Origin of the sequence: Streptomyces sp. NPDC016309 (assembly GCF_043077235.1) — a bacterium.
Taxonomy (GTDB): domain Bacteria; phylum Actinomycetota; class Actinomycetes; order Streptomycetales; family Streptomycetaceae; genus Streptomyces.
On record NZ_JBIBSG010000001.1, the window covers coordinates 333850 to 347764 of the forward strand.

Below are 13915 nucleotides of genomic sequence, written 5' to 3' on the forward strand. Positions count from 1 at the left end.
TCCGCTGTCCATCACCTTGTGAAGCGGAAGAGGGCGGTTGCCGCCGTGTCGTCTCAGTCCCCCAGTAACTCGAGTATCTCGACCGACCAAGACGGGCAGGGTCCTTCGAACCCTGCCGCCGCGTTCGGTGCCAATGAGTGGCTCGTCGACGAGATCTACCAGCAGTACCTCCAGGACCCGAATTCGGTCGACCGTGCCTGGTGGGACTTCTTCGCCGACTACAAGCCGGGCGCCTCGTCCGGCTCGGCGGACAAGCCCGCGGGTGAGGGTGCCGTAGCCGCGGGGGCTGCGGGCACCGCCCAGGCCCCGGCCGCTCCGGCGCAGCCGGCAGCAGCGGCACCCGCACAGGCCGCTGCTCCCGCCCCCGCCCAGGCCCAGGCTCCCGCCGCCCAGCCCGCGCCCGCCGCGCAGGCCCCGGCTCCCGCCCCGGCCCCGGCCGCGAAGCCCGCCGCGCAGGCCCCGGCCGCGAAGCCGGCCGCCGCGCCCGCCGCGAAGCCCGCCGCCAAGGCGCAGCCGGCCACCGAGGCCCCCGCCGGCCCCGAGTACGTGCCGCTGCGCGGCCCGGCCGCCGCGGTCGCCAAGAACATGAACGCCTCGCTGGAGCTGCCGACGGCCACGTCCGTCCGCGCCGTCCCGGTGAAGCTGCTGTTCGACAACCGCATCGTCATCAACAACCATCTCAAGCGCGCCCGCGGCGGGAAGATCTCCTTCACGCACCTGATCGGGTACGCGATGGTGCAGGCCATCAAGGCCATGCCGTCGATGAACTACTCGTACGGCGAGAAGGACGGCAAGCCGGTCCTCGTCAAGCCGGAACACGTCAACTTCGGTCTGGCGATCGACCTGGTGAAGCCGAACGGCGAACGCCAGCTCGTCGTCGCGGGCATCAAGAAGGCCGAGACGCTCGGCTTCTTCGAGTTCTGGCAGGCGTACGAGGACATCGTCCGCCGCGCCCGCAACAACAAGCTGACGATGGACGACTTCACCGGCGTCACCGTCTCGCTGACCAACCCCGGCGGCCTCGGCACCGTCCACTCCGTGCCGCGTCTGATGCCCGGTCAGTCGGTCATCATGGGCGTCGGCTCGATGGACTACCCGGCCGAGTTCCAGGGCACCTCGCAGGACACCCTGAACAAGCTGGGCATCTCCAAGGTGATGACGCTCACCTCGACGTACGACCACCGGGTCATCCAGGGTGCCGCGTCGGGCGAGTTCCTCCGCATCGTCGCGGGCCTCCTCCTCGGTGAGAACGGCTTCTACGACGAGATCTTCGAGTCGCTGCGCATCCCCTACGAGCCGGTCCGCTGGCTCAAGGACATCGACGCGTCGCACGACGACGACGTCACCAAGGCCGCGCGCGTCTTCGAGCTCATCCACTCCTACCGGGTCCGCGGCCACGTCATGGCCGACACCGACCCGCTGGAGTACCGCCAGCGCAAGCACCCCGACCTGGACATCACCGAGCACGGCCTGACGCTCTGGGACCTGGAGCGGGAGTTCGCGGTCGGCGGCTTCGGCGGCAAGTCGATGATGAAGCTCCGCGACATCCTCGGCGTGCTGCGCGACTCGTACTGCCGCACCACCGGCATCGAGTTCATGCACATCCAGGACCCCAAGCAGCGCAAGTGGATCCAGGACCGTGTGGAGCGCCCGCACTCCAAGCCGGAGCGCGAGGAGCAGCTTCGCATCCTGCGCCGGCTGAACGCAGCCGAGGCGTTCGAGACGTTCCTCCAGACCAAGTACGTCGGCCAGAAGCGGTTCTCGCTGGAGGGCGGCGAGTCCGTCATCCCGCTGCTCGACGCGGTGATCGACTCGGCCGCCGAGTCGCGCCTGGACGAGGTCGTCATCGGCATGGCCCACCGCGGCCGCCTGAACGTGCTGGCGAACATCGTCGGCAAGTCGTACGCGCAGATCTTCCGCGAGTTCGAGGGCAACCTCGACCCGAAGTCGATGCACGGCTCCGGCGACGTGAAGTACCACCTGGGCGCCGAGGGCACCTTCACCGGGCTCGACGGCGAGCAGATCAAGGTCTCCCTGGTCGCCAACCCGTCGCACCTGGAAGCCGTGGACCCCGTCCTGGAGGGTGTCGTCCGCGCCAAGCAGGACGTCATCAACAAGGGCGGCACGGACTTCACCGTCCTGCCCGTCGCCCTGCACGGTGACGCGGCCTTCGCCGGCCAGGGCGTGGTCGCCGAGACGCTGAACATGTCGCAGCTTCGCGGCTACCGCACCGGCGGCACGGTCCACATCGTGATCAACAACCAGGTCGGCTTCACCGCCGCCCCGGAGTCGTCGCGCTCCTCGATGTACGCGACCGACGTGGCCCGCATGATCGAGGCGCCGATCTTCCACGTGAACGGCGACGACCCGGAGGCCGTGGTCCGCGTGGCGCGCCTGGCCTTCGAGTTCCGCCAGACGTTCAACAAGGACGTCGTGATCGACCTCATCTGCTACCGCCGCCGCGGTCACAACGAGGGCGACAACCCGCAGTTCACCAACCCGCAGATGTACAGCCTGATCGACAAGAAGCGCTCGGTGCGCAAGCTCTACACCGAGTCGCTGATCGGCCGTGGCGACATCACGCTGGAAGAGGCGGAGCAGGCGCTCCAGGACTTCCAGGGCCAGCTGGAGAAGGTGTTCGCCGAGGTCCGCGAGGCCACCTCGCAGCCCGGCCCGGCGCACAGCCCCGAGGTGCAGGCCGAGTTCCCGGTCGCCGTCACCACCGCGGTCTCCCAGGAGGTCGTGAAGCGGATCGCCGAGTCGCAGGTCAACATCCCCGACCACGTCAAGGTGCACCCGCGCCTGATGCCGCAGCTCCAGCGCCGTGCCGCCTCCATCGACGACGGCACGATCGACTGGGGCATGGGCGAGACCCTGGCCATCGGTTCACTGCTGATGGAGGGCACCCCGGTCCGGCTCGCCGGGCAGGACACCCGCCGCGGCACCTTCGGCCAGCGCCACGCGGTGCTGGTGGACCAGGAGACCGGCGAGGACTACACCCCGCTCCAGTACCTCTCCGACGACCAGGCCCGCTACAACGTCTACGACTCGCTGCTGAGCGAGTACGCGGCGATGGGCTTCGAGTACGGCTACTCCCTGGCGCGGCCCGAGTCGCTGGTCATGTGGGAGGCGCAGTTCGGTGACTTCGTCAACGGCGCGCAGACCGTCCTCGACGAGTTCATCTCCTCGGCCGAGCAGAAGTGGGGCCAGACCTCCGGCGTCACGCTGCTGCTGCCGCACGGCTACGAGGGCCAGGGCCCGGACCACTCCTCGGCCCGTCCGGAGCGCTTCCTCCAGATGTGCGCGCAGGACAACATGACGGTCGCCATGCCGACGCTGCCGTCGAACTACTTCCACCTCCTGCGGTGGCAGGTGCACAACCCGCACCACAAGCCGCTGGTCGTCTTCACCCCGAAGTCGATGCTGCGCCTGAAGGCCGCCGCGTCGAAGGCGGAGGAGTTCACCACCGGCAACTTCCGCCCGGTGATCGGTGACGACTCGGTCGACGCGAACGCGGTCCGCAAGGTCGTGTTCTGCTCCGGCAAGGTTTACTACGACCTGGAGGCCGAGCGGGTCAAGCGCGGCGTCACGGACACGGCGATCATCCGCCTCGAGCGCCTCTACCCGCTGCCGGGTGCGGAGATCCAGGCCGAGATCTCCAAGTACCCGAACGCCGAGAAGTACCTGTGGGCCCAGGAGGAGCCGGCGAACCAGGGTGCCTGGCCGTTCATCGCGCTCAACCTGATCGACCACCTGGACCTGGCGGTCGGCGCCGACATCCCGCATGGTGAGCGCCTGCGCCGCATCTCGCGGCCGCACAGCTCGTCCCCGGCGGTCGGCTCGGCCAAGCGCCACCAGGCCGAGCAGGCCCAGCTCGTCAGCGAGGTCTTCGACGCCTGACCGGCGCCCCGGCCTCACCCGGAGGGCCCGGCCCGCATCACCGATGCGGGCCGGGCCCTCCGGCGTGCGGGTGCATATCCTGGCGGGGAACCTTCCTGACCTTTTCTATGGAGCACGTCTTGTACTTCACCGACCGTGGCATCGAGGAACTGGAGAAGCGGCGCGGCGAGGAGGAGGTCACCTTCGAGTGGCTCGCCGAGCAGCTGCGGACGTTCGTCGACCTCAACCCCGACTTCGAGGTCCCCGTCGAGCGGCTGGCCACCTGGCTGGCGCGGCTGGACGACGAGGACGAGGACGAGTAGTCGGCTCCCGCCCGGGGGCCCGCGCGGCCGTCCCCGCGCCGGGCCGGCTCCGCGCGGTCGGCTCCGCGGTCAGCTCCCTGCCGGGACCGGGGCGTACGGGGGGTGCTCGTGGGCGAGCCCCAGGGTGCCCCGGGCGATCAGCAGGACGGCCGTCGTCGCCCAGCCCGGGCTGCGTCGGGTGAGCGCCCAGGCGAGCAGCGGGAGACCCGCCGCGAGCTGGGCCGTGGCCAGCGCGCGGGCGCGGTGGCGGGGGCCGTGCGGCCGGGCCGCGAGGGCGCGGTGCGCCGGCGCGGCGCGGCCGGGCCGGCTCTCCGGGGCGGTGTCCCCGGGGCGGGGGGTTTCCGGTGCGGTGCCTCCGGGGCGGGGGGTTTCCGGTGCGGTGCCTCCGGGGCGGGTGGCCGGAGCGACCGGCTCGGCGCCCCGCTCCTCGGCGGCCGCCCAGAGGCGGGATGCCGGTGCGCCGGGGGTGAGCCCCGGCGGGAGGGTCAGGCCGTGCCGGGTCAGGACGGCCGTGAGGCCCAGCAGCCGGGCCGGGGCGGCGGCGTGCGGGTCGGGCCGGATGAGGGGTTCGAGGTCCTGGACGTCCAGGACGGGGTCGAGCCCCAGGCGGGCGGCGAAGGTGTGCATGGCCTCGTCCTCGCCCGCGGGGGTGCCGTCCGCGAGCCAGGTGTAGCCGACGGGGCGGCGGAAGCCGGTCGCGAGGATGCACCCCGCGCGGCCCTCGTCCCACCACAGGGCCACCACCGGCCACGTCCCCGCGACGCCCAGCGCGCCGGCCCACCCCGCGGCGACCCGGTCGACCGGTTCGGTGCCGTCCCGCCAGGGGCCGCCCTCGGGGACGAGCACGGTCCAGCCGGGCCCGGCCGGGGCGAGGAGCAGAGGCTCGCGCAGGAGCGGGGCCGGGGCCCGTACGGATGCCGTATCGGCCCGGCAGAGCAGCAGCGCACCCGGGGAAGTCGCGTTCATGGCCCTCAACCTAGGGCAATTTGCCCCGTTTCGGCACGCTTGACTTCACCGCACCGCGATATATCGTGTTCTCCACGAGACGCGATATGTTGCGTTCGCGTCCTGCCCCAGGGAGGCCCCATGCCGGAGTGGTCCGTCGACACGCCGACGAAACTCACCCTCGACGACACAGCCGTGACCGCGCTGAACGTGCGTCTGGTCAACGGCACGGTCAACGTCGTGGGCACGGACGAGGGCCCGGTCCGGCTGGAGGTCTCCGCGATCGAGGGCCCGCCCCTGATCGTCACCCAGCAGGGCTCCACCCTGACCATCGCCTATGAGGACCTGCCCTGGCAGGGGTTCCTCAAGTGGCTGGACCCGAAGGGGTGGCACCGCAGCGCCGTGGTCTCCCTCGCCGTTCCGGCGGGCGCGCGCGTCGAGGTCGGCGTGATCGGCGCGGGGGCCGTGGTCTCCGGTGTCCGGGGGCGTACGGACGTCCGCGGCGTCACCGGTGACACCACCCTGGTCGGCCTCTCCGGCGAAGTGCGCGCCGAGACCGTCTCCGGGAGCGTGGAGGCCCAGGCGCTCACCGGGGACCTCCGTTTCACGTCCGTGTCGGGCGACCTCACGGTCGTCGACGGGGCCGGCACCTCCGTGCGGGCCGAGTCGGTCAGCGGCGACATGGTCGTCGACCTCGACCCCGCCGGGCAGCCCGCCGACATCCGGCTCACCACCGTCTCCGGCGAGGTCGCCATCCGGCTGCCGCACCCGGCGGACGCCCAGGTCGAGGCCAACACCGTGGGCGGGGCCGTCTCCAACGCCTTCGACGACCTGCGCGTCACCGGCCAGTGGGGCGCGAAGAAGATCACCGGCACGCTCGGCGACGGCAGGGGCTCGCTGAAGGCCTCCACGGTCTCCGGCTCCATCGCGCTGCTGCGCCGGCCGGAGGAAGCCCCCACCGGAAAGGTGCTCTGACATGTCCCCCGTCTTCGCCCACGGCCGGCTCCGCCTCTACCTGCTCAAGCTGCTCGACGAGGCGCCGCGCCACGGCTACGAGGTGATCCGGCTCCTGGAGGAGCGCTTCCACGGCCTGTACGCGCCCTCCGCCGGCACCGTCTACCCCCGGCTGGCCAAGCTGGAGGCCGAGGGCCTGGTCACGCACGCCACCGAGGGCGGCCGCAAGGTGTACTCGATCACCGACGCCGGCCGCGAGGAGCTCGCCGGCCGCGGCGCCGAACTGGCCGACCTGGAGCGGGAGATCCGCGACTCGGTCTCCGAACTGGCCGCCGAGATCCGCGACGACGTGCGCGGGGCGGCGGGCACGCTGCGCCGCGAGATGCGGGCGGCGGCGGGCGAGTCCCGGAGCACGCCGCCGCCGGGCGACGAGTGGGCGGCGTGGCGCCGGGCCAAGCAGGAGTGGAAGGACCAGGCCCGGCGCGCCAAGGACGAGTCCCGGCGCGCCCGCGAGGACGCGCAGGCCGCTCGGCGCCAGGCCAAGGAGGCCCAGGACCGGGCCCGCCAGGAGATGCAGCGGCTCGCCCAGCAGGTGCAGGACACCGTGCTGCGCGGCGACGGCCTGGCCGACCTCGCCGGCCGGCTGGGCAACCTGCTCGGCGGCACGCCCCCCACGAAGCCCGGCCCCGCCCCGCAGCCCCCGGAGTGGGCCGCGGCCGGCGGCACCCCGTCCACCGACCCGGCCCGCGACCTGGAGCGCCTGCTGGACCGCTTCCGCGACGACGTCCGCGACGCGGCCCGCGACCACGGCGTCACCGACGCCCAGCTCACCGAGGCCCGCCACCACCTCTCCACCGCCGCGGCCCACATCACCGCCCTCCTCAGGACCCCTCGGGACTGACCCGGGCGCCGCCGGGCCGCGCCGGGGCACGACGGGGACCGCGCGCCGGCACGGTCCCCGTCGCCCCGGCCGCCGCGTCGCCGCGTCACCGGAGCGACCGGCCCCGGGCACCCACCCCATGAACAGACGAATCTGGCCGAAAGCTCAACCAGGCACTCCGGAAACCCCGTTGTCTCCCGTCACACCGGTTGACAGACTCCCCACGCCAACATCTCTTGAGGGGGGACACCCATGAGACTGGGAGCACCTGGGCGGCGCATCGCCGCCCGCGCCACCGCCGTACTCGCCCTGGCCCTCGCCATGGCTGCCGGCACGACCGGCCTCGTCGCCGGCCCCGCCGCCCACGCCCTGCCGGTCACCGACGGCACCCTGACCTTCTCCGGTGACGAGGGCGACTACATCAGCGGCGGACGGTCCTACTCCTACGCCACCGCGTCCGAGGACCGCCTGAACATCACCGGGTCCGAGGACCACCGGATCGTCTCGGTCGCCGTGGACGGCGTCAACGGCGACTGGTGGCACCTGGACTTCTCCGCACCGGCGGGCCAGCGCCTGGCACCCGGTACGTACACCGGGGCCACCCGGCACCCGTTCAACAACGCCGGCGCCGGGCTCTCCCTCGGCGGCAACGGGCGCGGCTGCAACACCCTGACCGGCAGCTTCACCATCTCCGCCCTCGAGTTCGGCCCGCGGGGGTACGTCAAGACGCTGGACGCCACCTTCGAGCAGCACTGCGAGGGCGGGCCGACCGCCGCCCGCGGGGAGATCCACGTCGCCAATCCCGCGCCGCCGGCCGAGCTCGGCCTCGGTCTCGACGTCGCGCTCGACGGCACCGCGAACGCGCTGAACGGCAACGCCGTCCTGCACGGGACGGTGAGCTGCAACAAGCCCGTGCAGGTGAACGTGGCGGGTGGCGTGACGCAGGTGAAGAACCGGAGGATCATCCGGGGTTCGTACGCCACCTCCGTGGCGTGCGCGCCGGGTGCGTCCGCCGCGTGGAGCGCGGTGGCCGTTCCGTCCGGGGACGTGCCTTTCCAGCGCGGTGACGTCGAGGTCGTGGCCCGGGCCACCGCCACCGACCCCGACTACGCCCAGCCGGTGAACGTCTCGGAGACGGTCGCCGTCCGCCTCGGCAGGGGCTGAGCCCCGCCGCCGGCCGCCCGGCCCGGGTCGCGCTCCCCGCGAGGGGGCCGGGACCCGGGCCGGGCGGTCACGGGGTGCCGGGCGACACCCGCACCGTGACCGCCGCGCCCGGGAGCGCTCGTACGTCGATGCGGGCCGAGCGGTGCGGGGGGACCGTGGTGGCGGTCGGCCTGGCCCGGCCTTCGACCGTGAGGCGCCAGCCGTCCCGGGACGGGGGCAGTGACAGCACCGTGGCACCGCCGCGCCCGGCGACGTAGGACAGCCGGGACGGGCTCTGGGTGATCACCCGGCCGGCCACCGCCTCCGCGTACGGGGCGGCCGTCTGCTCCTTGTTGGCGCGCCAGGCGCCCGAGCCGTCCACCGCGCAGTACCCGCCGCCGTAGCACCACACGTAGCCCGCCCAGCCCGAGCTGTAGCGGTTCAGGGAGGCCAGCGCGTCGCGGTAGAAGCGGCCCATCCCCGGCAGGGAGTTGTTCAGCGGGCCCCACTCCCCCACGACCACCGGGACGCCGTACTCCTTCGGGTAGCGCGTGACGGCCGCCTCGTACGCCTCGATCCAGCCGGCGTCCGGGTCGTAGTCGGCGCCTGCCTCCATGGCGGTGTTGTAGAAGTGCGGGGCGTAGACGACCTTGTGGTCCTCGACGCGGCCGAGGCCCGTCGGGACGCCCTCGCCCACGATCGGCGTCGGTTCGACGAAGAGCCAGTGGTCGTCGTCGACGGCACGGATTGCGTCCGCGAGGCGGTTGTACATCGGCGTGAGGTGCTCGCGCTCGATGCGGCGGGCGGCGGTGGGCAGGTCCTCGCCCTCGCGCAGCTCGCCCATCGGCTCGTTGACGAGGTCGTAGCCGAACACCGCGGGGTGGTGTGCGAGGCGGCCGGCGAGGACCCGCCACATCCGGGCCTGGGCACGCCGCAGGTCCTCGTCCTCGTAGAGGTGTGTGAACGCGCGCTGCACGGCCGGTTCGAAGTACTCGGCGAACCAGTCGTCCGGGTGCGGGGTGAACGGCAGGCCGTCGGTGCGGGTGGCCCACGCGGGGATGCCCCGGTGGCCGAAGGCCGGGCCGAAGACGTCCTGGTGGGCGTCGATGAGGACCCGTACGTCGTGGGCCTCGGCCCAGTCCAGGATCCGCTCGATCTTGCGCAGGTAGGCCTCGCTGTACCGGCCCCGCCGTGGTTCCAGGTCGTCCCAGAAGACCAGCAGCCGTGCGAAGTCGAAGCCCTGGGCCCGCATGTCGCGGAAGTGCCGCTCGGTGACGGCCGACAGGGCGGCGTCACCGCGGTGGATCTTGTCCTCGACGTTCCAGCCGCGCAGCGTCAGGACGCGGCCGCGGTCGTCGGTCAGGCGGGGGACGTCCCGCCCGGCGGGCGGGGAGGGGGCCGACGCCCCGGCGGGCGGGGCGAGGACCAGCAGGACGGAGAGTGCGAGGGCGAAGGCGAGGGCGCGCATGGGGACCTCCGGCACGGTGTCGGTGCCGGAGATCCCATCAGCGCGACTGACGGCCCATCAAGAGGTGGAAAGGACAATCTTTCCGAAGAGGTCGCCGGCCGCCATCTTCTCGAAGCCCTCCCGCGCCCGGTCCAGCGGCAGCACCTCGTCGATGACCGGCCGTACGCCCGTCGCCGCGCAGAAGGAGAGCAGGTCCTCCAGCTCGTCCTTCGAGCCCATCGTCGAGCCGACGACCTTGAGCTCCAGGAAGAAGATGCGGGTCAGCTCGGCGTGCGAGGGCCGGTCGCCGCTGGTGGCGCCGGAGATCACCAGGGTGCCGCCCGGCCGCAGCGACTTGACCGAGTGCGACCAGGTGGCCGCGCCGACGGTCTCGATCACCGCGTCGACCCGCCGCGGCAGCCGCGCGCCCGGCTCGTACGCCTCGAGCGCGCCCAGCTCGACGGCCCGCTTGCGCTTGGCCTCGTCGCGGCTGGTGGCGAAGACCCGCAGGCCGGCCGCCTTGCCCAGGACGATCGCGGCGGTGGCCACGCCGCCGCCCGCGCCCTGCACGAGGACCGAGTCACCGGGGCGTACGCCGGCGTTGGTGAAGAGCATCCGGTACGCGGTGAGCCACGCCGTCGGCAGGCAGGCGGCCTCCGCGAAGGACAGCTCCCGGGGCTTGGGCAGGACGTTCCAGGCGGGGACGGCGACCTTCTCGGCGAACGTGCCCTGGTAGCGCTCGGTCAGGATGGAGCGGGGCTCGTCCGGGCCGACGCCGTGGCCGGTCTGGCCGATGACGGAGTGGACGACCACCTCGTTGCCGTCCTCGTCGAGGCCGGCGGCGTCGCAGCCGAGGATCATCGGCAGCTTGTCCTCGCCGAGCCCGACCCCGCGCAGCGACCACAGGTCGTGGTGGTTGAGGGAAGCGGCCTTGACGGTAACGGTGGTCCAGCCGGGGCGTACCTCGGGAGCGGGGCGTTCGCCCAGCTCAAGGCCGTTCAGGGGCTGGTCGCGGTCGATTCGGGCGGCATAGGCAGCGAACATGACCTTGACCATAGGGCGGGGCGGTGCGCGGCGGTACCGGGCGCCGGTGTGACGTCAGTCCCGTCCCCCGTCCGTCCGGTGGGCGCGGCCGGCCGCCGCCCGCCCACCTTCCCGGACGCGGGTGCGTCCCGGGGGCGACCCCGGGTGCCGGGCGGACGCCGAAGGGCCCCGCTCCGTTCCCCGGGGGGCGACGGAGCGGGGCCCTCGTCCGTACGGGCACCCGCCGGGTGTCAGCGGCGCGCGACGCCCTCCGCACGGGCGGCGGCGGCGACGGCGGCCGTGACGGCGGGGGCGACCCGCTCGTCGAACGGCGACGGGATCACGTAGTCGGCGGCAAGCTGGTCACCGACGACGTCCGCCAGCGCGTTGGCGGCGGCGATCTTCATGCCCTCGGTGATCCGGGAGGCCCGGACCTGGAGCGCGCCCGCGAAGATGCCGGGGAACGCGAGCACGTTGTTGATCTGGTTCGGGTAGTCCGACCGGCCGGTGGCCACGACGGCCGCGTACTTGTGCGCGACGTCGGGGTGGACCTCCGGGTTCGGGTTGGCCATCGCGAAGACGAAGGCGCCCGGCGCCATCGACGCGACCGCCGGCTCCGGCACCGTACCGCCGGAGACGCCGATGAAGACGTCCGCGCCGGCCAGCGCGCTCTCCAGCGAGCCGGAGAGCCCGGCCCGGTTGGTGAGCTCGGCCAGCTCGCGCTTGACCGGGGTGAGGTCCTCGCGGTCCCGGCTGACGATGCCCTTGCGGTCGGCGACCGCCACGTCGCCGAGTCCGGCCTCCAGCAGGAACTTGGCGATGGCCACACCGGCCGCGCCGGCGCCGGAGATCACGGCGCGCAGGTCGCCGAGGCCCCGTCCGGTCAGCTTCGCGGCGTTCCGGAGGGCGGCCAGGGTGACCACGGCGGTGCCGTGCTGGTCGTCGTGGAAGACCGGGATGTCGAGCCGCTCCTGGAGCTTGCGCTCGATCTCGAAGCACCGGGGCGCCGAGATGTCCTCCAGGTTCACGCCGCCGAAGGACGGGGCGAGGCGGACGACGGTCTCGACGATCTCGTCCGTGTCGGTCGTGGCGAGCGCGATGGGCACCGCGTCCACGCCGCCGAACTGCTTGAAGAGGATCGCCTTCCCCTCCATGACCGGGAGGGAGGCCTCCGGGCCGATGTCACCGAGTCCGAGCACGGCCGTACCGTCCGTCACGACGGCGACGACCTGGGACTTCCAGGTGTAGTCGTGCACGAGCTCGGGCTGCTCGGCGATGGCGCTGCACACCTTGGCGACGCCGGGCGTGTACGCGAGGGACAGGTCGTCCTTGTCGCGGATCGGCACCGTGGCCTGCACGGCCATCTTGCCGCCGCGATGCAGCGCGAACGCCGGATCGAAGGGCTCGTCGGCGGCACCTTCGGTGCTGTTGTCGCTGTCGCTGCGAGGATTGACGATCTCCGCTGCCATTGTGTTGACCCCTTAAGTCATTTCGTTCGAGGGTGGCCACTCCTGGTTGAGGAGGGGTGGGCGGGCACCGCGTCCGTGCCTGCGCCAGGTGGTTGGCCCGCCCGGGCAGGGGAGGTACGTACGCGTCGGGCGCGCCGCACACGCGCCCTGAGCCCCGGATGAGGGGTGTAAGGATCCTTCTTACCGGACGGACCGCTCTGACGACGAGTCGGTATCTCATATGAGCCTCGACACGGACCACAGCCCGGATCCGGTGACATGACTCATAGCTGAATTTCTGGACAAGTCCGTACGCAACCCGCTTTGCGGCCGCTATCGCGTCCGAATGACGAGATCAACCGGAGATTTTCCGGCCGGAAGAAGGCAACCCCGTAGAAGGTCCGGCCTTGATGTACCGGCCTGTTGGGGTTCGGGGGTCTCCCGTTATCCGATTTTGACATGCGGGCCCCCCTGTTTGGGCTAGTCCGAATGGCAAGATGCCGTAATCACACGCGGTCGAAGCACCCGATGGTGCGTGCGCGACCGTTTGGCAACTCCCTCACCCGCCGGAGGAACCCGACCATGACCGCAAGCACCACCCGCTGTACGACCGCCGCGAAGTCCGGGTCGCTCCGGACGTCCCGGATAGCCGCGGTCGCCGCGATCGCGGTCGCCGGCTCCATGCTGCTGACCGCCTGCGGCGACCAGACCGAAGCCGGCAAGGCGAAGGACTCGGGCGCCGTCTCCCAGGGCAGCTCGGCCCCGCTGTTCGCGAAGCTGCCGGAGAAGTACAAGAAGTCCGGTGTCATCAAGGTCGGCACGGACGCCGCCTACGCCCCCATGGAGTCCATGGAGGGCAACAAGGTCGTCGGCATCGACCCGGAGATCGGTGAGGCGCTCGGCAAGAAGCTGGGTGTGACCTTCACGTTCGAGAACGGCAAGTTCGACGGTCTGGTCGGCTCCCTGTACTCGGGCCGCGTCGACATCGTGATGTCCGGCATGACGGACAACAAGGACCGGCAGCAGGGCCTGGACGAGGGCAAGAAGACCGGCAAGGGCGTCGACTTCGTCGACTACTTCCAGTCCGGCACGGCCATCCTGGTCAAGAAGGGCAACCCCAAGGGGATCAAGACCCTCGACGACCTGTGCGGCAAGAAGGTCGCGGTCCAGCTCGGCACGACGTACGCGGACGCCGCCAAGGCGCAGTCCGCGAAGTGCGAGAAGGACGGCAAGCCCAAGATCGCCATCGAGACGCCGGACACGGACGCCGAGGCGCAGGTGCGCGTGAAGGCGGGCGGCGCGGACGCGGACCTGAACGACTACCCGGTCGCCGTCCACGTCGCGAAGACCGCGGACGCCGGCAAGGCCTTCGAGGTCGCCGGCGACCCGGTCGACGCGGGTCCGTTCGGCATCGCCGTGGACAAGGGCAACACCCAGCTCCGTGACGCGATCAAGGAAGCGCTGGACGCGATCATCGCGGACGGTTCGTACCAGAAGATCCTGGACAAGTGGGGCGCTTCGCAGAGTGCGATCGACAAGGCCGTCATCAACGGCGGCAAGTGATCCACCCCGCGCTCTGTGAAAGGCAGTCATCGTGACTGAAAAGCTCAACCCGGGATCCTCCGACACCCCGTCGGAGGAGCCCGGCAGCGGCCCGGCGAAGGCCGCTGCCGCGAAGAAGACCTCGACCCCGAGGAAGACGGCGGCCAAGAAGACGGCCACTCCCCGTAAGGCGGCCGCCGCGAAGACCACCACCGCGCGCAAGACGACGCCGGCCAAGAAGGCCCCCGCCAAGCGCGCCACGGCCGCCGCCAAGGCGACCGAGGCGGCCGAGGCCACCGCGACCGCCGCCACCGCGGCCGACGCGGTGAAG

At 72.1% G+C, this 13915-nt stretch carries 10 protein-coding genes; 6 read left to right on the top strand and 4 right to left on the bottom strand.

Annotation, left to right across the window (positions count from 1 at the left end; genetic code table 11):
• Positions 1-45: 45 nt before the first annotated feature.
• Positions 46-3900 carry a multifunctional oxoglutarate decarboxylase/oxoglutarate dehydrogenase thiamine pyrophosphate-binding subunit/dihydrolipoyllysine-residue succinyltransferase subunit gene (locus tag ACF068_RS01450; protein ID WP_392272104.1) on the top strand — a complete coding sequence of 1285 codons (3855 nt, stop codon included), beginning with the start codon at positions 46-48 and terminating at the stop codon, positions 3898-3900.
• Between the two features lie 119 nt (positions 3901-4019).
• Positions 4020-4202 carry a DUF6104 family protein gene (locus tag ACF068_RS01455; protein ID WP_003961784.1) on the top strand — a complete coding sequence of 61 codons (183 nt, stop codon included), beginning with the start codon at positions 4020-4022 and terminating at the stop codon, positions 4200-4202.
• Between the two features lie 69 nt (positions 4203-4271).
• Here ACF068_RS01455 and ACF068_RS01460 read toward each other — a convergent pair whose 3' ends face one another.
• Positions 4272-5168 (bottom strand): hypothetical protein, encoded by an 897-nt coding sequence (locus ACF068_RS01460; RefSeq protein WP_392272105.1) that lies wholly within the window; start codon positions 5166-5168, stop codon positions 4272-4274.
• A 120-nt stretch (positions 5169-5288) separates the two neighbouring features.
• Between ACF068_RS01460 and ACF068_RS01465 the strand changes: the two genes are divergently transcribed.
• The 3 genes from ACF068_RS01465 to ACF068_RS01475 all read left to right on the top strand — a co-directional run bounded on the left by ACF068_RS01465 (position 5289) and on the right by ACF068_RS01475 (position 8145).
• On the top strand, positions 5289-6122 hold the full coding sequence (locus ACF068_RS01465; protein ID WP_392272106.1) for a DUF4097 domain-containing protein: 834 nt from the start codon (positions 5289-5291) through the stop codon (positions 6120-6122).
• A 1-nt stretch (position 6123) separates the two neighbouring features.
• Positions 6124-7002: a helix-turn-helix transcriptional regulator gene (locus ACF068_RS01470; protein WP_392272107.1), complete on the top strand. Its 879-nt coding sequence runs from the start codon at positions 6124-6126 to the stop codon at positions 7000-7002.
• A gap of 231 nt (positions 7003-7233) precedes the next feature.
• The gene (locus ACF068_RS01475; protein WP_392272108.1) at positions 7234-8145 is read left to right on the top strand and encodes a hypothetical protein; all 912 of its coding nucleotides are present in this window, start codon (positions 7234-7236) and stop codon (positions 8143-8145) included.
• Positions 8146-8212: 67 nt separating this feature from the next.
• Here ACF068_RS01475 and ACF068_RS01480 read toward each other — a convergent pair whose 3' ends face one another.
• From ACF068_RS01480 to ACF068_RS01490, 3 genes are all read right to left on the bottom strand, one after another.
• Complete coding sequence (locus ACF068_RS01480) at positions 8213-9592, bottom strand: glycoside hydrolase family 5 protein (protein WP_392272109.1); 1380 nt, start codon at positions 9590-9592, stop codon at positions 8213-8215.
• Positions 9593-9649: 57 nt separating this feature from the next.
• Entirely contained in the window at positions 9650-10615 is a 966-nt protein-coding gene (locus tag ACF068_RS01485) for a zinc-binding dehydrogenase (RefSeq protein WP_392272110.1), read from the bottom strand.
• Between the two features lie 230 nt (positions 10616-10845).
• On the bottom strand, positions 10846-12063 hold the full coding sequence (locus tag ACF068_RS01490; protein WP_392272111.1) for an NADP-dependent malic enzyme: 1218 nt from the start codon (positions 12061-12063) through the stop codon (positions 10846-10848).
• 561 nt (positions 12064-12624) lie between these two features.
• Between ACF068_RS01490 and ACF068_RS01495 the strand changes: the two genes are divergently transcribed.
• Positions 12625-13605 (top strand): ABC transporter substrate-binding protein, encoded by a 981-nt coding sequence (locus ACF068_RS01495; protein ID WP_392272112.1) that lies wholly within the window; start codon positions 12625-12627, stop codon positions 13603-13605.
• Positions 13606-13915 lie beyond the last annotated feature (310 nt).